Below are 22,792 nucleotides of genomic sequence, written 5' to 3'. Positions count from 1 at the left end.
GAACTTAAAAATACTTAAAAAATTCACCAGACTGTTAAATACTTATTACGGTGGTTATTAGCTTAGGTAAGTATATACAATTCTACACTATGTGACTTTATTATTTCTTTTTAAAGATTCCTTTTATACTCTTATCAAAGTCTGTACATTCTGAAATATATTTCGCTTTGATAACTTTTACACCATATACTGATATTATTTTCTCTGTATCAAACTTTAAGTCCGGATGATTTTCTTTTATATCTGCTATATCAAAATAGATACTTCCTTTATCTGTTATATTTTTATATCAGCTTTTAATCCGCCAAAAATTCGTAATTTTGTTAGTCTTAATTTTACTATGGCTCATACAACAGATATAGATATTAAAAAACAGATTTTCGTTAAGAATGCACATCTTAATAATCTGAAACACATAGATGTTCTTATCCCGAAAAACAAACTCATTGTTATTACAGGAGTTTCCGGAAGCGGAAAATCTTCATTAGCGTTTGATACCATTTACGCGGAAGGACAGCGAAGATATGTAGAGAGTTTAAGCTCTTACGCACGTCAGTTTTTAGGAAAATTAGAAAAACCTAAAGTTGACGATATCAAAGGTTTGGCACCTTCTATTGCCATTCAGCAGAAAGTAATTTCTTCAAATCCCAGATCTACGGTAGGAACTTCTACGGAGATCTACGATTACATGAAGCTTCTTTTCGCAAGAACCGGAAAAACATTTTCTCCGGTTTCAGGCGAAGAGGTAAAAAAAGATTCGGTTTCCGATGTCGTAGATTTTATTAAATCTTCAAAAAAAGAAACTTCCTTTTTATTAACAGCTCCTTATGATTACGATGCTGCAAATTTTGGAGAAAATTTAAATGTTCTGAAATTGGCAGGTTTTACAAGGCTCGAAATTAATGGAAACGTTGCAGGAATTGAAGATCTCGAAAGTTTTGGTTTTACTCCCGAAAAAGGAATGGAAATCAATCTGGTTATCGACCGTTTTACTTACGAGGAAGATGAAAGTTTTCTTCAGCGTCTTGCCGATTCTATCCAGATGGCTTTCTATGAAGGTCGCGGATATTGTTTATTAAAAAATGTTGATACCGGAAAAGTAAAAGAGTTTTCAAACAAATTTGAACTGGACGGAATCGAGTTTTTAGAACCGAATGTTCATTTTTTCAGCTTTAATAATCCTTACGGAGCGTGTCCTACTTGTGAAGGATACGGAAAAGTGATCGGAATTGATGAAGATCTTGTAATTCCCAACAAAACATTGTCCGTTTTCGAAGATGCGGTTGCTTCATGGAAAGGAGAAAGCATGAGCGAATGGAAAAAAGATTTCATTAAAAAAGCAAAAGACTTCCCGATTCATAAGCCTTATCATCAGTTAACCAAAGAACAGAAAAAATATCTTTGGAAAGGAGACGGAAAAAGCACGTTCCCATCGATTGACAATTTCTTCAAAATGCTTGAGGAAAACCTCTATAAAATTCAGTACCGTGTTATGCTTTCACGTTATCGAGGAAAGACTCTTTGCCCTACTTGCGAAGGTTTGCGACTTCGTGAAGAGACGAGCTGGGTAAAAATCGACGGACACAATATCCAATCGATGATCGAGCTTCCTCTGGATGAGCTTTTTCCTTTAATTAAAAGCTTAAAATTATCCGAACACGATCAGGAAGTTGCCAAAAGACTTTTATATGAAATCACCACCCGACTGGAGTTCTTGTTAAAAGTTGGTTTAGGCTATTTAACCTTAAACAGAACATCCAACACGCTTTCTGGCGGAGAAAGTCAGAGAATAAATCTAGCAACAAGTCTGGGAAGTTCTTTGGTGGGTTCTATTTATATTCTGGATGAACCTTCCATCGGACTTCACTCAAGAGATACGGAAAATTTAATTGAAGTTTTAAAAAATCTTCGTGACCTTGGCAATACGGTAATCGTTGTGGAACATGATGAAGATGTAATGAAAGCCGCCGATTATATTATTGATATCGGTCCGGAAGCTGGTTATCTTGGTGGAGAATTGGTTTTCGCAGGAGATTACAAAGAGCTGAAAGATGCAGATACATTAACTTCAAAATATCTTACCGGAAGACTGGAAATTGAAGTTCCCAAAAAGCGGAGAAAAGGTAAAGAATGGATTCACATAAAAGGAGCAAGACAAAATAATCTTAAGAATATTGATGTTAATGTTCCTCTGGAAAATCTTGTTGTAATTTCGGGGGTTTCCGGAAGCGGAAAATCAACTTTAATGAAGGAAATTCTTACCAATGATATCCAGATTCAGCTTGGAATGGGCGGTAAAAAAGGAGATTATGATGCTGTGGATTTTCCGAAAAAACTGATCCAGCATATTGAACTGATCGACCAGAATCCTATCGGAAAGTCTTCAAGATCCAACCCTGTAACGTATCTTAAAGCCTATGACGACATCAGAGATCTTTTCGCCAAGCAGAAAGTGGCAAAAATGATGGGCTATAAACCGAAACATTTTTCCTTCAACGTAGATGGCGGAAGATGTGATGAATGTAAAGGAGAAGGTATAATCAACGTTTCCATGCAGTTTATGGCAGATATTGAGCTTGAATGTGAAGTTTGTAAAGGAACCCGCTTCAAAAGCGAAATTCTGGAAGTAAAGTACGACGAAAAAAACATTTCAGATATTCTTCACATGACCGTGGATGAAGCTTTGGAATTTTTCAAAGATAATAAGGAAGAAAAGATCGCAACCAAATTAAAACCTTTACAGGATGTAGGTTTAGGATATTTGCAGTTAGGACAGAGCTCTTCTACCCTTTCCGGTGGTGAAGCACAGCGTGTAAAACTGGCATCCTTCCTTGTAAAAGGGGTCACAACAGATAAGACTTTATTTATTTTTGATGAACCTTCAACGGGACTTCATTTCCATGATATTCAGAAATTGCTAAAGTCTTTACAGGCTTTGATTGATCTGGGGCATTCTGTAATCGTGATTGAACATCAACCCGATATCATTAAATCTGCAGATTACATCATCGACATCGGTCCTGAAGCCGGAAAACACGGCGGTGAGGTTGTCTTCACCGGAACTCCCGAAGAACTGACAAAAAATAAGAAATCTCATACAGCACGATATATTAAAGAAAAGCTGGAGAACTAAATAAAAACAGAGAGTACAATTGCTCTCTGTTTTATATATTAAAATTGAGTCTGTTTAAACTTTTTATTTAACCACAAAAATCACAAAAGATGACTAAACTTTTATTTAAAGTTGATCATTATCAATGAAAAAGTTCACAATAGTTTTTAAAAATCTTTGATTTTTATTCTTTTGAGCGCTTTGAATAGTATTGAAATTCGCTTTAACATTGTCTTTTGTGCCTTTTGTGGTTAATTCTGAAATTAGTTTAAACAACTTTAATTATTTAAAATAAAATATCAGAAAGCTCTATGGAGTTTTATCTGTGTAAACAACATATAATGATGACGTTTGGCGTTCCGTAGGAACGCTATCTTTAGCTTATTTATCGTAATATAGATATAACTTCTACGGATTTCTTGTTTCTGCAAAGATTCTGCTTTTAAAGGAGCAAAAATTCTTACTTTAAAACAACTTCACACATATAACTTTACCATGAAATATAATTCCTTTTTTTTATTTTTAACTGCTTTGATAATGCTGAGCTGTTCAACGAAAAAAAATACAAATCCGAACAGCATTTATCCTGTAAAATTAGATACTCTGACTATGTTTGATAAATCAAGAAACCGGAAAATTCCGGTCGCTTATTTCAGTCCCCAAACATCAGAAAAAATTTCAAAACAACAGATTGTCATTTTCAGTCATGGATATGGTGCCAATACAGGCGGAGACTATTTAAAATATTCTTACTTAACGAAAAATATGGCTTCTAAAGGTTATTTTGTGGTGAGTATTCAGCATGAACTTCCTACAGATCAGCTCATTCCTTCAGAAGGAAAACCTCAAATCGTAAGAATGCCTTTCTGGAAACGTGGTACAGAAAATATTTTATTTGTTTTGAATGAATTAAAAAAAACGAAAACTGAGCTTGATTATAAACATCTTACTTTAATCGGACATTCAAACGGCGGAGATATGACGGCTCTTTTCGCCAATAAGTATCCTAATTTTGTATATAAAATCATCACAATGGATAATCGCAGAATGTATCTGCAAAAAACTTCAATTCCAAAAATCTATACTTTACGCTCAAATGACTATCCCGCCGATGAAGGAGTTTTGCCGACAATGGAAGAGCAAAAAAAATTCCATATCACTGTTCAGCCAACAAGTATTAATCATGGAAAAATGGATGATAAAGCAAATGATCAGGAAAAAGCATCTTTAAATCTTTTTATCGAACAATTTTTGCGTGAAAAATAACCTTGAGATTTATTAACACAAAGATAACACACAGTTGTAAATTTTAACATTAAGTCTATTGTTTGGCATAAAATTTATTCCTACATTTACTATGAAATACAACTGAAGTGGAAACATATTTTGCTTTTTTCAACTCTGAAATCGCAATTAAATTTATAAAAATTTAAGCACAGCATTGTCGGCTGTGCTTTTTTATTGTTGTCTAATTAAAAAAATGAGATGTATTTATCTAGTGGATCTGCTCCTAAAGAGCAGATTCTTTTATTTGTAATCTGGTCTTCATAAACACCATAAAAATAAAAAACCGGAAATTCATTGAATTTCCGGTTGTTAAAAAAAACTTGCTAAATATTAATGAAATTAATTACGATTTCAGGGTCCAGATCGAACCGTTTTTGGTGGTAAGCTTTTCAAGCGTTCCTTTGTCGGAAAGCTCATTTAATAATCTTTCGCTTTCTTTTCTCGGGGTTCCCGATAATTCTGAAAACTCTTTTGCGGTAAGCGAATTATACTTTGCAAAAAGACTTTCCCAGTTTTTGGAATATTCAGATTTCTTGGTGTCAGAATTTACTCTCAGAACAGCAGTTTCGTAGAATGCATACGGTTTTGAGCCGTAAACAATCTCTCTTTTTCCGGCATCATTGGTAAAAAACATCGTAGGAAATCCACGAACTCCCATTTCTCTTGCCAGTTTCAGATCTTCCTGGAAAAGATCTTTTCCTCTTCCTTCAAAGTCTTTTTTCAACTGATCTGTATTTAATCCTACTTTTTGGGCTGCTGTTGCAATATGTTCCCATTTTGCGATATTCTTCTTCTTCAAAAACACCATTTCACGAAGTTCTCTCATGAAATCCAGCGCTTTTTCTCTGTCCTGCATCTGTGCTGCTTTAAAGGCAATAGAAGGCGGATAAGAAGAATCCAGCGGATCCTGTAACCAGATATCTCCGTCAATCGGCATATCGTAGTACAAGCTTACTTCATCCCAATGATGTGCTACGTCCGAAGGTTTGCTTATTCCTCCGCTGTTATAGCTCCAGTCCGGAAGAAGACCTCCCATTCTGTATTCTATATCTACATTATCTCCGTATTCCAGTTTTAGTTTTCTGAGTTGAGGTTCAATTCCCCAGCAAGAAGAACAGATAGGGTCTGTAAAATAAATAACTTTTACAGATTTTTCGTCAGTTTTTACATCAATATTCCCAACATCAAATTTCTCTCCGGGAACTTCACAAACTCCTGTTGCCGGATCGCATAATAGCGGATTTGCAGATCTGTTTTCCATTTTTTTACTTTTATCACTTTGTCCGTTACAACTGCTTAAAGCCGCCGTGAGGAACACAAATGTTAGTATTTTATTATTTATCATTTTTTGTGATGATAAAGGTTTCACACTTTTTAATGTTACCACAAATCTAATATTTAATCATCATACTTTTGTAATTGATTTCCTTTTAGAAACTGGTTTCCTCGAGGAAACTACCTTACTGTTTTTTTATTACCTTTACAGGAATATAATTTATTTTAAAATCATGAAAAAAGAAGCTAACCTGAATATCACTCCTATCTGTAAAAACCGTATGAACGCTATTAAGGATTCAATGGAAATTTTATCGGGAAAATGGAAGTTTCATATTCTGGGAACTTTAATGCAGAGTGAAAAAATGCGTTTTATGGATCTTTTAAGGGAAATTGACGGAATTGCTGCCAAAATGCTTTCAAAAGAGCTTCAGGATATGGAAATCAATCATCTCATCAAACGTACTGTTTTAGACACAAAACCTGTAACTGTGGAATATGAAATCACAGAATACGGAAAAACCATTGAGCCGATTATTGATGAGATTGCCAAATGGGGAATTGAGTACCGAAAGTCTCTTTATCAAAAAACCGACAAATAGATTTTGCCGGTTGAAAAAACAAAAATTGATATGGATATGATTGATATGTGTTTTAGTACTTAACTTTTTAATTGAAACAAATTTATATTTATTTAGACTTAATAAAAATAATATTTGAATGACATTTGTCACTTTAAAGAAATTTGCAATCAAAAAAGTCTAAAAGGTATTTAGTCGTTAGAAATTAAATGATTTTAACTCCGGGAAAGCTGATCTAATTTTTTAAGCAAGGTCGGAATTCTGAAATTTCCGTGCATCTGTTCTACCTTTTGTTTGATTTCATCTACATCAGTTCCTTTTGCAGTAAGAAACAAAGGCGTTTTACTTTCTCCGCGATAAATAATTCTTCTTCCGGAATCCGGACTGTTAAAACCGTTTTTTGCAATTCCGACTACCGGAAATTTTTGGTTTAAAGCTTCGTAAAGATGCCCTCCAAGTCCTATTTTTCCTTCTTCATCCAGAGTTACATAGCCATCAATAATGATAACATCGCCTTGCTGAAGTTGAATTTTATTTAAAAGACTGAGAATACAGGGTAATTCTCTTTTGTAAAAAGCTCCGCTTTCGTAATCGGAAGTAATCGTTGTTTTTTCTGTGAAAATTTCTGTTTCCTGTTCAGAATTCCAATCCTGAAAGGCTAAACAGACTGTATGGGCATAATCGTCGTAATAATAGGTATCGAAAGCGTAGATCATTCTTCGTTTGTGGTTGATTAATTGCTTTTAAATGAAAGTAATGTAATTTTTCTCTTAGTTACAATTGATTAAAAAAATTCTCCGAAATGCCACAGAATTCCGCAAGGATCATAAACAAAACATTCTTTTCCCCAATCCATCGTTCTCACAGGCAAAATTCTTACTTTCTCATATTTTTCAGTAAGATGTAAACTGATAAGTTCCTGATAAAATTCGTCTGTATTTTCAACTTCCACAAAAAGCATGGTGTTATCAATCCAGTCTTTTACATAGGCATCCTGAAGATAAAAAGCAGTCTCATTCCATTTAAACAGAGACATTTTAGCATTCAGAATCACTTCTTCAAAACCGAGATCACAGTAAAAATTTCTGCTGGTTTCAAAGTTGTCAGAGCCTATAAAAGGACGCATTGATTTTATGTTCTGTTTCATATTATTTATTTGTCCAATCGTTATAGCCCATTTCAAATTTTATTTCATTCTTTCCGTGAACTCCGTTTTCTGTCCATCCGGATTTTCTGTAGAATATCTCCGCTCTTGTACTTGGAGAAGTGCTCAGCCAGATTTTCTCATTCGTCTGATTAAAATACCAGTTCAGCATTGTATCGTGAAGTTTTCTTCCGATTCCTCTGTTTTCAAATTCAGGATGAACAAAAAGCGCCCAAATGCTCTTTTCTTTCATATCTACAATGCCAAATCCCAAAATTCTGTCATTATCTTCACAAACCCAGCCTTTCCCCCTGTTAAAGAGAAAATCCTCACAATCCTGATCTGTCACAAGATTGGGATCAGATAACATGTTTTCTTTAACTGAATTTCTTACGATTTGAATCTGTGGAATATCTTTCAGCTCAGCTTCACGGATTTTCATGTAAATTTTAATTTAAATAAAAAGGCAAACTGCTGATCTGCTAATTTGCCTTTTGTTCTGTATTTCTTGATTCAATTATTTCTTATCAACAACGATTCTGTCTGGTCTGTTGGCGATTTCCCAAGCGGTTGTGAAAACTAACTGAGTTCTTTTTGCCAGCAGATTATAATCTATTTTCTCTACATCATCCGTTGGTTTGTGGTAATCTTCGTGGATTCCGTCAAAGAAAAATGCTACCGGAACATTATTTTTAGCAAAATTATAGTGATCTGACCTGTAATACAGTCTTTCCGTATCATTCGGATCGTCATATTTATAATTTAACTCAAGATTATTGGTCTTTTTATTCGCAGCTTCGTTGATAACCTTTAACTGAGAACTTAACATTTCAGAACCAATAACGTAAACATACTGTTTTCCTCTGTTTTCAGGATCATCACGACCGATCATATCGATATTCAAATCAACCACGGTATTTGCTAAAGGAAAAACCGGATTATCCGTGTAAAATTCAGAACCAAATAAACCATGCTCCTCTCCCGTTACGTGAAGAAATAAAATGGATCTTTTCGGACCGTTTCCTGCTTTTTTAGCTGCCTGAAAAGCTTTTGCAATCTCCATTACCGCAACCGTTCCGCTTCCGTCGTCGTCTGCTCCGTTGTAAACCACTCCGTTTCTTGTTCCCACGTGATCGTAATGACCGGAGATCACCACAATTTCTTCTGGTTTTTCAGATCCTTCGATAAAGGCTAAAATATTTTCGGAATCAGGAAGATTTCCGCCACCTCTTTTCTTCATAAAATCTGCCGGAACCTTTTGATAGTAAGATCCTAAAGCTTTGGGATAAGAAATTCCCAAGCCTTTATAGTAATTCACCATGTATTCTCCTGCTCTTTTCTGTCCCGGACTTCCCGTATCTCTTCCCTCCATTTCATCGGAAGCAATAACGTATAAGTTTTTCTTTAGATCTTCTGCTTTAATTTCTTTATAGGCAGATAGAAAAGCTTTATCACCTTTGGATGAAGATGAAGTCTGGACTGCTCCTGCATCGGCTGCATTTTTTGCCGTTCCGCAGCTTACCAGTACAGCAAGTGAAAATAGTGGAATGAATAATTTTCTCATTATGGAATAATTTGCCTAAAAATAACAAAAAATATTTAATCTTTTACGGATTGCTATTTTTCTTATATTTGAAATAAATGCAAAAAGTATGGAGAATATCTACGGATTCAATCATTACTCTTTTTTTACCGAAATGTCTGAACTGGCTGTTAAAAACAACAGCTTTGATCTTTCTTTGGGCTTACCGGATTTTGATATTGATTACCGTCTGAGAGAATACCTTAAAGAAGCTGCTGACCTCAATATTCATCATTATGAACCACTTGCAGGAAATCCTCTGTTGATAGAAAATATAATCCGTTTTAATTTCAACAGAAAAAACAGCATAAGATTGCAACAAAATGAAGTAACAATCGTTCCCTGTGCAACCTTTGCTTTATATACTTCCCTTAAATCTATTCTGAATCAGGGAGATGAAGTTATTGTCATTCAGCCATCCTATTATACGTATGGCCCATCCATTTTCCTGAATGGAGGAACTCCTGTTTATTATGATCTTGACAATGATTTTTCGATAAATTGGGAAAAACTGCAAAATTGTATTTCTGAAAAAACAAAAGCCATTATTGTAAATTCTCCACAAAATCCAACCGGAAAAATATGGTCTGAAAGCGACTGGAATCAATTATACAGCATCATTAAAGATCGGGAAATTTATCTGATTTCGGAAGAAATTTATGATACCTATTGTTTTGACGGAAAGGAACATTACAGTTCGTTTCTTCATCCTGAACTGAAAAAAAGAACTTTCTGTATTTTTTCTTTTGGAAAAATGTTTCATTCTACCGGATGGAAAGTCGGCTATCTTTTAGCACCTGAAGAATTAACGGCAAAATTCCGCTGTCATCAGCAATACATTTCTTATAGCGCAAATGCGCCGTGTCAGTACGCAATAGCCAAATATCTGGAAGTTTTTGATGCTTCGGAAAATCATATTGTAATGCAAAAAAAGCGTGATCTTTTTAATGAACTGATTCAAGAAACACGTTTCATTGTAGAACAAAAAGCAGAAGGTGCCGTTTTTCAAATCGTGAATTTCAGAACCGTTTCGAAAACAATGACGGATGTAGAATTCTCAAAATGGCTGACTATCGAAAAGAAAGTATCATGTCTGCCTCTATCCGCTTTTTACAATTCCAGACAGAATTCAGATTATATCCGTTTCAGTTTTGCTAAAAATGATGATCTGATTACTAATGCGCTTGAATATTTGAAAAAGAATCTTTAAAATTACTGTCAGTGTAAAGATTTTCATTTTTTTATTTTTAGATTTCTCTTCTGTCGAAATGACAGCAGGAAATATTTATTTTGTTGATTGAGCAGATTTCTTGGCAGGAAAATTTAAATGATATTTAAAACAAAAGCACCGCATGATGCAGTGCTTTCAATATTCAAAGTTGATTTTTACAGAGACAAAACTCTTACATCAATTCTTCTGTTTTTTGCCATACATTCGTCCGTATCGTTGGCTGCGCAAACAGGATGCTGAGAACCGTATCCTTCTGCTTCCACTCTGTCTCCGGAAATTCCCAGTTCCAGCAGTTTCAGTTTTGCGGTCTGAGCTCTCAAATTGGAAAGTTTCTGATTGCTTTCTTCATTTCCTGAATTATCGGTATAGCCTCCCAATTTGATCTTTAAAGTTGGATAAGCATTCATAATTTCAACTAAATTTAATAACTGGACTTCAGAACCCGCTTTTAAATCACTGGAACCTGTCTCAAAGTAAAGATTTTCTATCGTAAACCATTTATTCGGATCCAAAACTCCCTGATCTTTATTTTTAACCGAATTGTACATCTGATACAACTGGCTTCCTTCTCCGATTTTTATTTTCTTTCCGCCTTTTAGTTCTATCTCCTGAATATTTCCTGTGTCATACACAAAATCTCCGCTTTCATTAACATAGCCTTTTATTTCCTGCGGAACAACGGCTGTTGATCCTGTCTGATTAGTTAATGAAACTGCTGAAACGCCTGTTAAAGCTTCAATTTTAGCTTTTCTGTTGGCATCTATTTTATCTTTATGTAAAACAGCGAGAGTGGGAGCAATCACCAGAGAAACAATCGACATCAGTTTAATCAAAATGTTCATCGAAGGTCCTGAAGTATCTTTGAACGGATCTCCCACCGTATCTCCCGTTACGGAAGCTTTATGGGGTTCAGAACCTTTGTAATAAGTCTTTCCGTTGATATCGACTCCTTTTTCGAAAGATTTTTTAGCATTGTCCCAAGCTCCGCCTGCATTATTCTGGAACATTCCCATTAAAACACCGCTTACTGTAGCTCCGGCAAGAAAACCTCCCAAAACTTCAGGCCCGAAAATAAACCCGATGAGCAAAGGGGAAACGATGGCAATAGCTCCCGGAAGCATCATTTTTCTGATGGAGGCATCGGTTGATATGGCTACACATTTTTCGTATTCCGGCTGCGCTTTTCCTTCCAGAATTCCGGGAATTTCGCGAAACTGTCTTCTAACTTCTTCTACCATTGCCATTGCAGCCTGTCCAACCGCAGTGATTGCCAGAGATGAAAAGATAAAAGGTATCATTCCGCCGACAAATAATCCGGCAAGAACATCTGCTCTGTAAATATCAATTCCGTCGATTCCTGCAATCCCAACAAAAGCCGCGAATAAAGCTAAAGCCGTTAAAGCAGCAGAAGCAATCGCAAAACCTTTTCCTGTGGCTGCCGTTGTATTGCCTACTGCATCCAGAATATCTGTTTTTTCACGTACTTCTTTTGGAAGTTCGCTCATTTCGGCAATTCCTCCTGCGTTGTCTGCAATCGGCCCGAAGGCGTCAATAGCGAGTTGCATTGCTGTTGTCGCCATCATTCCGGCCGCTGCGATGGCAACGCCGTACAATCCGGCGCAAAGATATGAACCATAAATTCCTCCTGCCAAAACAATAATCGGAAGCAGTGTAGATTCCATTCCTACAGAAAGTCCGCCAATGATGTTGGTTGCATGGCCTGTTGAAGACTGTCTTACGATACTCGAAACCGGTCTTTTACCCATTGCGGTATAATATTCTGTGATGATGCTCATTAAAGTACCGACAACCAATCCTACCATAATCGCCCCAAAAACACCCATTTTAGAGAATTCATGTCCTCGGAGAACCATCTTATATAATTTACCAAAAAATAAGAAGCTATTGCCGTAATTACAATGCTTCCCCAGTTTCCAAGGTTTAAAGCATTCTGTACGCTTGAAGTGGAAGAGTCTTCATTATCATTAATTCTTACAAACAGGGTTCCTATTATTGAAAAAATGATTCCTGTTCCGGCAATCAGCATGGGAAGAAGTATAGGAGCAAACCCTCCGAAAGAATCTTCAGAAATAGTTTCTCTTCCTAAAACCATGGTTGCTAAAACCGTTGCTACGTAAGAACCGAATAAATCGGCTCCCATTCCTGCAACGTCACCTACGTTATCTCCTACGTTATCTGCGATGGTTGCAGGATTTCGTGGGTCATCTTCAGGAATTCCGGCTTCTACTTTGCCTACTAAATCGGCGCCCACATCTGCTGCTTTTGTATAAATTCCGCCTCCTACTCTTGCAAAAAGCGCGATAGATTCAGCTCCCAGAGAAAATCCTGTAAGAATCTCAATCGTCCTTTCCATTTCGTGGGAATCCACGGTTGCGTCGGGTGCAAAAATCTGTTTGATGATTAAAAATAAAGCTCCCAATCCTAAAACAGCCAAACCCGCAACGCCCATTCCCATTACGGAACCTCCTGTAAAAGAAACTCTTAATGCTTTAGAAAGGGATGTTTTGGCAGCCTGTGCGGTTCTTACGTTGGCTTTTGTAGCGATTTTCATCCCAATAAAACCTGCCGATGCGGAAAATATAGCTCCGACTACAAAGGCAATCCCGATACTCCAGTGAGAGTTGGCATTGCTCATCCCCATCACCGCTAAAAGAATAGCTACCACAACTACGAAATAGGTTAAAATCTTGTACTCGGCTTTTAGGAAAGCCATTGCACCGTCAGCAATATGTCCGCTGATAATTTTCATTTTTTCATTTCCGGCATCCTGCTTACTCACCCAGTTACTCTGAAAAAAAGTATACAGTAAAGCAACAACACCAAAAATTGGTACTAACACAAATAGATCCATAGTTTAATATTTTTTTGGTAATAGATATTAAATATAACGAATAATTTCTATGGATTATGTTAAAATCTTTATAAGTATTTCAAAATTAGCAGTTAAACGATTAAACGGATTGAATTTATTATGCTTGAAGCAACTGATGTAAAATATATACTGATTAGAGAAATCAAAAGAACAATGTTGCAAAAATTTTTGGTGGAATGAAAATCTCTGAGGTTTTGGTTATCAATCTATTAAGAATGGTAATTACTAGCCCTGATTGAAACGACATCCTTTTTTGTTGCGGGCGGAGAGAAGCGGAGCCCGTAACAAAAAAGATACAGTGGAAAGCAGGAAACAGCTCCTAAAAAAATTAAAAATTGACAATATCTCGTTTTTTATGTTTTCGAAAGGTGTGATTTCGGAATTCTTATTACAATACAGAATTCTTAAAAAGAAAAAGGATAAACGAAAACCGTCTATCCTTAATTTATCTGAAATAAAGAGAATTTATCCTCCGTATTTGTTTGAATAATCTTCCTGAGAAGCTTTGATTACTTTCTTAGCATGTTCTGCTCCGTAAACTTCCTGAATTCTGCATTTTGCAGGCTCATCCGGTAAGTTCTTGTAAGTAAGGAAGTAGTGCATTAATCGTTTCACTTCTGCTTCCGGCAATTCTGAAATATCTCTGAAATGTCCGAATGCGTGATCTCCGATCATTACTGCTACGATTTTATCGTCTGCTTCTCCTCCGTCGATCATTTTGAAACCTCCGATTGGAATAGCTTCCATTAACAAACCTCCTGCGTGAATGTTGTGAGAGCTTAAAACGCAGATGTCTAGCGGATCGTGATCTCCCATCGTAACGTCTGTAGCGCCTCTTTCAATTGCTAAATTCATTACTGCGCTGTCGCAATAGGTTCTTGGAACAAAACCGTATAATGCCGGAATAATATTTGAGAATTTCTGAGGTCGGTCTACCTTTAAAAATCCTGTTTCTTTATCTACTTCGTATTTAATAGTGTCTGAAGGAACGATCTCCACGAAAACATTTACAACATTTGGCGCATCTTCTCCTGCAGAAATTCCGTGCCATGGATGTGCTTTAAAATTTGGAATCATTATTTAAAATTTATTTTTTTAGTTAAGCTATTATTAAAATTTCTTTTCTTAAATCTTCAATGGTCATAGAAATATAATCTTCTCCTTCCATATAGTTCATCAGAAAAATAGTTTTGAACTCATCAAGGTTTGCGTTTCCGTTGATTCCTTCATAGGTTCTGTGAAGAAGCTCTATAACTGCGTTTTTGGAATCGACAATGTTTTTCCATGAATTTCTGGTGATGTACAATTGCTGTGAAGCGTTGTAATCGAATTCTTCATTGATCGCTTTTTCAGTCAGAAAAATGAATTCATGGGCTGCAAGACCTTTATCAAATCTCTGGATAAGATTGGAAGGTTTTAATCTTTCCATAAAAAGCGTCATTCTTTCGTAAGACTGGGTTTTATTTTCGGAATTAGACTTTACATAAAGTAATCTGATTTCCTGTTCTTTAAGTTTGATATAAGTAAATACAAACTGTCTCAGCAAAACCAGAAAAGGTATTGCAATAATTAATGCAAAAGCATAGGGTAAATATCCTGAAAAACTTGTCATAATTTGAGGTAGCAAAATTAGTAATATTTTCTCAATCTATACATGAAAAATCCGCAATAAAAAATCCAATGTCTAATCTAAAAGAACTTTTTCAGAATTTTATTTTCGAGAGTAGGATATTCCTGAAGTTCTGCGCCAAAACTTTTAAAAAAAACCTCTATTCCCCGGATATTGCTTCCCATAAAATTAAATTTCTTTTCATGAATATAAAGACTCAGAATTTTATCAATAAGAAAGGAAGGACCGTTTTCATCTTTATACTCTTCATCGTTAATAAGTCCCAACAAAGAAAGTTGATCTTTTTCGTCAATTAATACCGCAATATTAATGAGTTTTTCATCCAGATAGGCTCCTGAAAGCTTCAGAGAATTATTGGTGTAAAGAAAATTTAAGTATTTTCTGTATTTTTCTACATCTCCATCTTTAGAAAGCCCTTTAAAGTTTTTCTGCATGAAAGAAAAGCTTTCTTCGCTGAAATCAATTTCTTTATAAATAAGATGTTGAGCGCATTTTGCAGTAGATTTTCTTCCTTTGAAATATTTTTTTCTTCTCAGAAGTATATAATCTGAAATCTGGATTGTGTAATTTTTCTTTTTGTCCAAATCCTGAGAAAAAGAATTATAATGATTGAAAGAGTATGAAAATATGTTATATCTTTTTTTCAGAAAATTCAGGAACTGATCATTAATTTTAAAATCATCTTTAGATGAAAAAACACCCAGTTGTTGACAAAAAAGCGGCATAACCACTAAATTTAAAGCAAATTTTCTTTTTAAAGGAACCGGCATTACCGCTTCATAATCATTATAAACCAAAATATGCCAGTTTCCCGAAAGTTGATCTAAAACTTCTTTTCTAGAGTACCAGTTTTTTTGTTCAGAATTTTCGATACAGTTATTGTACTTCTCAAAATCTATTTCATTATATTTCAATCTTCTAATCATAATAATCCGTCGTCTGAGAAACTAAAGTATGAATTCTGTGTCACAATAATATGATCCAGGAGCTGAATTCCTAGCATTTTTCCTGCTTCCTTTATTTTTTGAGTGATTTCTATATCTTCTCTGCTTGGCTTCAGATTTCCCGAAGGATGATTGTGCGCAATGATAATCCCTGTTGAAAAATGGTCTAATGCCGTTTTAAACAAGATGCGTATATCCACAATCGATTGATTAATTCCTCCTTGCGTAAGCTGGGCAAGATGAATGACTCTGTTGCTCTGATTCAGAAAAATTGCCCAAAATGCCTCTGTCCGGAGATCCGACAAATGATTTCTGAAAATCTGATACGCTCCGTCGCTTCCTGAAATTACAGGTTTCTCAGGAATTTCCTGACTTGCTCTTCTTCTCCCGATCTCCAAAGCCGTAATAATGGAAATAGCTTTTACCTCTCCCACTCCTTTAAACTTCATTAAATCTTTTAAAGACAACAGGCTTAACTGATGCCAGTTGTTATTAACAGATGCTAAAATTTTTCTTGCCAGTTCAATTGCCGTTTCGTCCCTGCTTCCGCTTCCCATGATGATGGCAAGCAGTTCAGAATCAGAAAGCGAACTTTTACCTTTCCGTAAAAATTTTTCTCTCGGTCTGTCGTCTTCGGCAAGGAGTTTAATGCGCATTTTTTTAGTTTAAAATAAAATTAGTAAAAAGCATATAAAATAATCGTTTCCTTTGAACCGTCAATAAATTTTGAAGTTTCGTTGAATGCACTTTTAGAAAGCATAGGACATCCAAAACTTAAACAAGCAGGATTTGCAGATTCTTTGTCTGGAATACAATAATAAGAATGCAGTACAATTGCTCTGGCTCTTGCATTGCTGTTCGTTTCATCCAGACCATCCAGTCGATAGGCTTTTCCGAATTTTCCGGAATAACTTTCCCGGATTTCGTATTTTCCTAAAGAAGACTGGTGAGAACCATCAACATTGCTGAATTTCAACGCGGAGGAATTTTTCACAACAGATCCGTCACCATGAGCAACAATTGCTTTCTGCAGGATTTTATTGTTCTTCAGATCGTAAACAAAGTAACGGTATTTCCCTGAATGAATTTTAAAATTGATAAAAACAGCAAGGTTCTGATTGTAATTTTTTCCTTTAATAAAATTCTTTACTTCCAAAATTTTAGATTTAGGCAAATCTTCAACAGTATTTGAAGCCTGAGAATCAAATTTGGTGCACGAAATAAAGAAAAGAAATAAAAAAATAAAGGGTTTCATCATTTGCGGAAGTTTTATTCGATAATCATTCCGTCTTTCATTACCAGTTTCCGGTCTGTAATTTCTGCTAAATTCGGGTTATGCGTAACGATTACAAAAGTCTGGTTGTATTTATCTCTCAAATCAAAAAACAATCTGTGAAGATCATCTGCATTTTTCGAATCTAAATTTCCCGTTGGTTCATCAGCAAAAATAATTTTCGGTGAGTTGATTAAAGCTCTTGCCACCGCTACTCTTTGCGCTTCACCACCTGAAAGCTGATTGGGCTTATGATGCAGTCGCTGTTCAATTTTTAAGTCTTCAAACAGAGCATATGCTTTTTCTATAGCTTCTTTTTCGTTGGCACCTGCGATTTTTGTCGGCAACAGAACATTTTCTAAAGCTGTAAATTCCGGCAATAACTGATGGAACTGAAATACAAAACCGATATTCTGATTTCTGAATTTAGAAAGCTGCTTATCATTCATATTGATAAAAGATTCTCCGGCAATTTCAATTTCCGTATCAAACTTATTGGAAGTCGTTGGCTGATCCAGTGTTCCCAGAATCTGCAAAAGTGTAGACTTTCCAGCTCCGGATTCTCCCACAATTGAAACCACCTCTCCTGTTTTGATATGAATATCAACACCTTTCAGTACTTCTAAATTCCCATAAAATTTATGGATATTCCTTGCTTTAATCATGATTCAAAAATAGTGAATTGATTTAAATCTGAAAAGCAATAAAAATATAATTTACATGGATTATATTTTTTGCAAACGATATTTTTTCTCAATTTTATTGGCAAGCCAGCTCACGTAAAACAACTGAAAACTATGATAAATCATCACAGGAAGCAGAAAAAGTACTTTCTGATCTTCCGGAATTCCTAAAACCATTATGAAAAGACTTCCGTGAACCAGAGATTTTTTGGATCCGCAGAAAGTAGCTGTAATCATATCTTCTCTTTTAAAATGAAGCTTTCCGGAAATTAATTTTAAAATTCCGTATACCGAGAAAAATAAAGTGATAACGCTGACTGCAATAATAAGGAATATCGAAAAAGGAACTGAGGCAAATACATTCTGTGAAAACGCTTCGGAGAAACTTTCATAAACGATGAGTAAAATGATCATTTTATCAAATTCTGCAATAATTTTCGCATACTTTGTCACCCAGTTTTTCAATAACGGGTTTAAAATTAATCCTAAAATAATCGGCAGTAAAACTTTAAGTAAAAGCTGCTGGATAATTTCTGCATTATTAATATTTTCCTGATCGGGCTGTACAAAAAAACTCATCAGTAAAGGAGTCATTACAATTCCGATAATTCCTGAAATGGAGGCATTGAAAATAGCTGAAGTTACGTTTCCTTTCGCGATAGAAACCATAACGACTGAAGAAGAAACGGTGGAAGGCAGACTTGCCAGAAAAAATATGGAAAGCCAGGTAACGAAAAATTCAGTATCTTTTACAAAACCATAAAATAAAAATACAAGCAGCGGAAAAATAATAAATGTTCCGGCTTGAACCAAAAGATGAAGTTTCCAGTTGGAAATATCTTTGATGATTTCTTTGATATTCAGCTTTAGTCCATACAGAAGGAAGATCGCTGCAATTCCCCAGTCTATAAATGCTGATAGATTAAAATACTGATTGTATTCGCTTCTGAAAGGAATCAGTTTACCTGCTGCAACCATTACGATCAGCAATAAAAGAAAAATATTTTGTTTGTCTAATTTTATTCTGCTCAATTTCATTTTTTAAAAGTAGCAAGGATCATTCTAAAATCTTTGTGACCATATTAAAATCGCCTTAAAATTATCTTAAAAGCAAAAAGGTCTACCGAATTTCTTCCGGTAAACCTTTTTAAAATTGTATATCTAAACAGAAAATTACAGTAACAATGTTAAAGGACTTTCCAGATATGTTTTTAAAGTCTGTAAGAACTGTGCTCCTGTAGCACCGTCTACTACTCTGTGATCACAAGCTAATGAAAGCTTCATGATATTTCCAACCACGATTTGTCCGTTTTTCACAACAGGTTTCTCAATGATGGCTCCTACTGAAAGGATTGCCGAGTTTGGCTGATTGATGATACTTGTAAATGTTTCGATTCCGAACATTCCCAAGTTTGAGATAGAGAAGGTAGAACCTTCCATTTCATTAGCTTTAAGACCTTTGTTTTTCGCTCTTGAAGCCATATCTTTTACCGCAGCAGAAATCTGCGTGTAATTCATCTGGTCTGTATTCTTAAGAACAGGAACTACCAATCCGTCCGGAATTGCAACTGCTACCCCAATGTTGATGTTTCCTCTGTGAATGATCTTATCTCCCGCCCAGCTTGAATTTACCTGTGGATGTTTTCTTAAAGCAACAGCAGTCGCCTTAATAATCATATCATTGAAAGAAATTTTAGTATCCGGTAAAGAATTGATTTCTTTTCTTGCCTCGATCGCCTTATCCATGTTGATTTCCACCATCAGATAATAGTGAGGCGCAGAGAACTTACTTTCAGAAAGACGTTTTGCAATTACGTTTCTTACCTGTGAGTTCGGAGTTTCCGTATCTTCACCCTGTACGAAGCTTAATGCAACCTGAGCCGCCGCAGGACTTGCAGATGGAGCTGAAGCCGCTGTTTTAGCCGCAGAAGGCTGATAATTTTCAATATCTTTTTTAACGATTCTTCCGTTTTCTCCGGAACCCTGAATACTGTTGATGTCTACGCCTTTATCCTGAGCCATTTTTTTCGCTAACGGAGAAATGGCAACCCTGTCTGTAGATGAATGATCTGCAGCCGGTGCCCCTTTTTCTTCTGCTTTAGCCTCAGTTTTTTGTTCAGCAGGTTTTTCTGATGATGAAGCAGCCGCTTTTGGAGCGCCAACTCCTGAAACATCTGTTCCTTCAGGTCCTATAATTGCCAAAACCGAATCTACCGGAGCAGCTCCTCCTTCTTCAACACCTTGTTTCAACAACACTCCGTTGAATTCGGATTCGAAATCCTGAACAGCTTTATCTGTTTCGATTTCAGCAAGAAGATCACCTTCTTTTACGGTATCTCCAACGTTTTTGTGCCATTTTGCTACCTTACCTTCCGTCATTGTATCCGAAAGTCTTGGCATGGTAATTACCTCCACCCCTGCAGGAACTTCCGCAGAAGTCTGTTCCACACTGGAAGAAGTGTTTTCGGTTTTAGATTCTTCTTCTGTTTTTTTCTCTTCAGAACCACCTTGAGCCGGAGCTGCTGCACCGCCAGTAAGTCCTGAAATATCTTCTCCTTCATTACCGATAATTGCAAGAACAGAATCTACCGCTGCTGCATTACCTTCTTCTACTCCTACATATAAAAGAGTTCCTTCCATTTCAGATTCAAAATCCTGAACCGCCTTATCTGTTTCAATTTCAGCTAAGATATCGCCTTCCTTTACTTTATCACCTACTTTTTTATGCCATTTTGCCACTTTTCCTTCCGTCATTGTATCGGAAAGACGTGGCATTGTAATAACTTCTGCCATAATTTTTTATAATTTGAAAATTTGGGATTTTATGAATTTGAAAATTAAAAAAGATATGATAATAAATCATTTTCAAATTTTCAAACTTTCAAACCGATTTATTATCTTTTAGTTTTCTAATTTATCTAAGAACGGATAGTCTTCCTGAGCATATACATACTCATAGATCTTCTCTGCATCCGGATAAGGAGAATTTTCCATGAATTCGATACACTCTTCCACAAAATCTCTCGATTTGTTATCCATCGCTTCCAGTTCTTCTTCTGTTGCCCAATTGTTAGCCAAAATTCTTTGTTTGATCAGCTCGATAGGGTCATCATTTTTATGAAGAGCCACTTCATCTTTAGATCTGTATGGTTCTGCATCAGACATAGAGTGTCCTCTGTAACGGTAAGTTCTTGCTTCAATAAAAGTAGGTCCGTCTCCTCTTCTTGCTCTTTCAATTGCTTCATAAGCTGCTTCAGCGACTTTTTCAGGATCCATTGCATCTACTGCAAGACAAGGCATTTCGTATCCTAAACCTAATTTATAGATATCTTCGTGGTTGGCTGTTCTTTTAACAGAAGTTCCCATTGCATACTGGTTGTTCTCTACAACAAAAATTACCGGAAGCTTCCAGTTCATCGCCATGTTAAACGTTTCATGTAATGAACCCTGTCTAGCCGCTCCATCTCCGAAGAAACAGATATTCACCGCTTTTCTGTCGAAGTATTTGTCTGCAAAAGCAATACCTGCTCCCAAAGGAATCTGACCCCCTACAATACCGTGACCACCGTAAAATCTGTGCTCTTTGCTGAAAATGTGCATAGATCCGCCCATTCCTCCGGAAGTACCTGTAGCTTTACCACAAAGTTCCGCCATGATTCTTTTAGGATCCACTCCCATCGCCATTGGATGGATATGGCATCTGTAAGCAGTGATCATACTATCTTTAGTTAAATCCATTGCATGCGTAAAACCTGCAGGGATTGCTTCCTGACCGTTATACAAATGTAAAAAACCTCTGATTTTTTGTTTTAGATAAAGAGAACGGCATTTGTCTTCAAACCTTCTCCACATTGTCATATCTTCATACCACTTCAGGTATACCTCTTTAGAAAATTCTTTCATGTGTTGAGCTCTTGCTTATTTATTATGAAATAGTTGAGCAAAATTATAAAAAAAACTTCATTTTTATTGTATACCTACCTATTGTTTTTTTGGTTATAGTATTATATTTACATCATTAAACCTTTATATGGAAGAAAAACAGCCTTCATTATTGCATAAAATATCAAGAATTATATCCGATTTTTTCAATCCTTTGCTTTCTCTGTTTATATTTTTCGTTTACATGAGTTTTCTAAAATACTCTCTGAAAGAAGCCATTACCTCATTTCTTCCTATATTAGTAATAGTAATTGCTCCTGTCATCATCTGGCTGGTTTGGAATGTAAAAACAGGAAGATATACCAACATGGATGTATCCAACAGAGTACAGCGAAAAACGTTATATATTTTTATTGCAGCCGCAGTTATCTCCTATATTGGCTTTAATTATTTAAAAAACGGACAGATCGATTGGGTAATGCTCTTTATTCTGATATTGCTTTTAGCATTGCAGATCAGCAATTATTTCATTAAAAGTTCGATGCACATTGCATTTAATATATTTGTAGCTGCTTTATTTTTTGCGCTGAATACCACAATGGGAATCATCTGGTTAGGCATTGCGATACTCGTAGGAATTACAAGAATTATTCTAAAACGACATACCCCAAAAGAAGTGTTCATGGGAGCCGGAATTGCTTTTATAGTATCTTTTCTTTACCTTTATTGCCATATTCAGTTTCAACATTAAGAATTTATATGAAAATCAATCATCTTACATCTGCGGAAGAAAATTTAATGAAGCTGTTCTGGAAGCTGGAATCATTTTATTTAAAGGATATTATGGAACAGCACCCTGAACCCAAACCCCACCAGAATACCGTTTCCACTTACCTTAAAATACTGGTTGAAAAAGGATACCTTTCTACAGAAAAGGAAGGAAGGATCTTTAAATACTCCGTGATCGTACCTTTGGAAGATTACCGTAAATTTTTATTAAAAGAACTTTCACAACATTTTTTTGACAATTCGGGCAAGGAAATTTTAAATCTTCTGCTTCAGGAAAAATTAATTTCTCAGGAAGATCTGAAGGAACTTAATCCTGCAATAGAGATAAAACCTCTAAAAGTAAAAGAAGAATTTGAGTATGCCAATGAAATTCTGAATCCTAAAAAGGAGAAAAAGAAAAACAAGGATAAGGAAAAAGACAAAGACAGGAAAAAGAAAAAAAAGAAGGAAAAAGAATAATTCCTTTAAAAAACTTCATAAAAAAAG

At 35.7% G+C, this 22,792-nt stretch carries 20 protein-coding genes and 1 pseudogene; 6 read left to right on the top strand and 15 right to left on the bottom strand.

Features of this window, described 5'->3' with window-relative positions:
* Positions 1–340 precede the first annotated feature (340 nt).
* Both uvrA and B0E34_RS12810 read left to right on the top strand, forming a co-directional pair.
* Positions 341–3,133, top strand: a complete 2,793-nt coding sequence (gene uvrA / locus B0E34_RS12815) for an excinuclease ABC subunit UvrA (RefSeq protein ID WP_087710004.1) — start codon at positions 341–343, stop codon at positions 3,131–3,133.
* A gap of 588 nt (positions 3,134–3,721) precedes the next feature.
* Complete coding sequence (locus B0E34_RS12810) at positions 3,722–4,378, top strand: alpha/beta hydrolase (protein WP_228423074.1); 657 nt, start codon at positions 3,722–3,724, stop codon at positions 4,376–4,378.
* Between the two features lie 364 nt (positions 4,379–4,742).
* Here the strand turns inward: B0E34_RS12810 and B0E34_RS12805 are convergent, their stop codons facing one another.
* Positions 4,743–5,660 (bottom strand): ClpXP adapter SpxH family protein, encoded by a 918-nt coding sequence (locus tag B0E34_RS12805; RefSeq protein ID WP_087710000.1) that lies wholly within the window; start codon positions 5,658–5,660, stop codon positions 4,743–4,745.
* A gap of 247 nt (positions 5,661–5,907) precedes the next feature.
* Between B0E34_RS12805 and B0E34_RS12800 the strand changes: the two genes are divergently transcribed.
* A complete protein-coding gene (locus tag B0E34_RS12800) occupies positions 5,908–6,276 on the top strand; it encodes a winged helix-turn-helix transcriptional regulator (RefSeq protein WP_076390327.1) in 369 nt (122 codons plus the stop codon).
* Between the two features lie 194 nt (positions 6,277–6,470).
* Here B0E34_RS12800 and B0E34_RS12795 read toward each other — a convergent pair whose 3' ends face one another.
* The 4 genes from B0E34_RS12795 to B0E34_RS12780 all read right to left on the bottom strand — a co-directional run bounded on the left by B0E34_RS12795 (position 6,471) and on the right by B0E34_RS12780 (position 8,963).
* On the bottom strand, positions 6,471–6,971 hold the full coding sequence (locus B0E34_RS12795; RefSeq protein WP_087709998.1) for an endonuclease V: 501 nt from the start codon (positions 6,969–6,971) through the stop codon (positions 6,471–6,473).
* Positions 6,972–7,039: 68 nt separating this feature from the next.
* Entirely contained in the window at positions 7,040–7,402 is a 363-nt protein-coding gene (locus B0E34_RS12790) for a VOC family protein (protein ID WP_087709996.1), read from the bottom strand.
* A 1-nt stretch (position 7,403) separates the two neighbouring features.
* Positions 7,404–7,841 carry a GNAT family N-acetyltransferase gene (locus B0E34_RS12785; protein ID WP_087709994.1) on the bottom strand — a complete coding sequence of 146 codons (438 nt, stop codon included), beginning with the start codon at positions 7,839–7,841 and terminating at the stop codon, positions 7,404–7,406.
* Positions 7,842–7,916: 75 nt separating this feature from the next.
* Positions 7,917–8,963, bottom strand: coding sequence for a M28 family metallopeptidase (locus tag B0E34_RS12780; protein ID WP_087709992.1), 1,047 nt, complete (start codon positions 8,961–8,963; stop codon positions 7,917–7,919).
* A gap of 88 nt (positions 8,964–9,051) precedes the next feature.
* Here B0E34_RS12780 and B0E34_RS12775 point away from each other — a divergent pair, with 88 nt between their 5' ends.
* Complete coding sequence (locus B0E34_RS12775; RefSeq protein ID WP_087709990.1) at positions 9,052–10,191, top strand: aminotransferase class I/II-fold pyridoxal phosphate-dependent enzyme; 1,140 nt, start codon at positions 9,052–9,054, stop codon at positions 10,189–10,191.
* A gap of 176 nt (positions 10,192–10,367) precedes the next feature.
* Here B0E34_RS12775 and B0E34_RS12770 read toward each other — a convergent pair.
* The 10 genes and pseudogenes from B0E34_RS12770 to pdhA form a co-directional block, all read right to left on the bottom strand.
* A pseudogene (locus B0E34_RS12770) lies at positions 10,368–13,084 on the bottom strand (sodium-translocating pyrophosphatase).
* Between the two features lie 486 nt (positions 13,085–13,570).
* Positions 13,571–14,182, bottom strand: a complete 612-nt coding sequence (locus B0E34_RS12760) for an inorganic pyrophosphatase (RefSeq protein ID WP_087709986.1) — start codon at positions 14,180–14,182, stop codon at positions 13,571–13,573.
* Positions 14,183–14,204: 22 nt separating this feature from the next.
* Positions 14,205–14,717 (bottom strand): DUF7935 family protein, encoded by a 513-nt coding sequence (locus B0E34_RS12755; RefSeq protein WP_087709984.1) that lies wholly within the window; start codon positions 14,715–14,717, stop codon positions 14,205–14,207.
* A gap of 77 nt (positions 14,718–14,794) precedes the next feature.
* Positions 14,795–15,661 (bottom strand): hypothetical protein, encoded by an 867-nt coding sequence (locus tag B0E34_RS12750; protein WP_087709982.1) that lies wholly within the window; start codon positions 15,659–15,661, stop codon positions 14,795–14,797.
* Entirely contained in the window at positions 15,658–16,335 is a 678-nt protein-coding gene (gene radC / locus B0E34_RS12745; protein WP_087709980.1) for a RadC family protein, read from the bottom strand. Before radC ends, B0E34_RS12750 begins: the two co-directional genes overlap by 4 nt.
* Positions 16,336–16,355: 20 nt before the next feature.
* Positions 16,356–16,937, bottom strand: coding sequence for a murein L,D-transpeptidase catalytic domain-containing protein (locus tag B0E34_RS12740; protein WP_087709978.1), 582 nt, complete (start codon positions 16,935–16,937; stop codon positions 16,356–16,358).
* Between the two features lie 11 nt (positions 16,938–16,948).
* Complete coding sequence (locus B0E34_RS12735) at positions 16,949–17,617, bottom strand: ABC transporter ATP-binding protein (protein WP_087709976.1); 669 nt, start codon at positions 17,615–17,617, stop codon at positions 16,949–16,951.
* Between the two features lie 60 nt (positions 17,618–17,677).
* Positions 17,678–18,667: a bile acid:sodium symporter gene (locus tag B0E34_RS12730; RefSeq protein ID WP_228423073.1), complete on the bottom strand. Its 990-nt coding sequence runs from the start codon at positions 18,665–18,667 to the stop codon at positions 17,678–17,680.
* 141 nt (positions 18,668–18,808) lie between these two features.
* The gene (locus B0E34_RS12725) at positions 18,809–20,428 is read right to left on the bottom strand and encodes a dihydrolipoyl dehydrogenase family protein (RefSeq protein ID WP_087709972.1); all 1,620 of its coding nucleotides are present in this window, start codon (positions 20,426–20,428) and stop codon (positions 18,809–18,811) included.
* Positions 20,429–20,536: 108 nt separating this feature from the next.
* On the bottom strand, positions 20,537–21,538 hold the full coding sequence (gene pdhA / locus B0E34_RS12720) for a pyruvate dehydrogenase (acetyl-transferring) E1 component subunit alpha (RefSeq protein WP_087709970.1): 1,002 nt from the start codon (positions 21,536–21,538) through the stop codon (positions 20,537–20,539).
* A gap of 127 nt (positions 21,539–21,665) precedes the next feature.
* Between pdhA and B0E34_RS12715 the strand changes: the two genes are divergently transcribed.
* Together B0E34_RS12715 and B0E34_RS12710 are read left to right on the top strand one after the other, a co-directional pair.
* Positions 21,666–22,268, top strand: a complete 603-nt coding sequence (locus tag B0E34_RS12715) for a phosphatase PAP2 family protein (protein ID WP_087709968.1) — start codon at positions 21,666–21,668, stop codon at positions 22,266–22,268.
* A gap of 8 nt (positions 22,269–22,276) precedes the next feature.
* Positions 22,277–22,765 carry a BlaI/MecI/CopY family transcriptional regulator gene (locus B0E34_RS12710; protein ID WP_087709966.1) on the top strand — a complete coding sequence of 163 codons (489 nt, stop codon included), beginning with the start codon at positions 22,277–22,279 and terminating at the stop codon, positions 22,763–22,765.
* Positions 22,766–22,792: the final 27 nt, after the last annotated feature.

The sequence above is a fragment of the Chryseobacterium mucoviscidosis genome (genome assembly GCF_002177115.1).
Lineage (GTDB): Bacteria > Bacteroidota > Bacteroidia > Flavobacteriales > Weeksellaceae > Chryseobacterium > Chryseobacterium mucoviscidosis.
The sequence above is the reverse complement of the archived record's forward strand: the minus strand, read 5'-3'. Positions and strand labels throughout refer to the sequence as shown.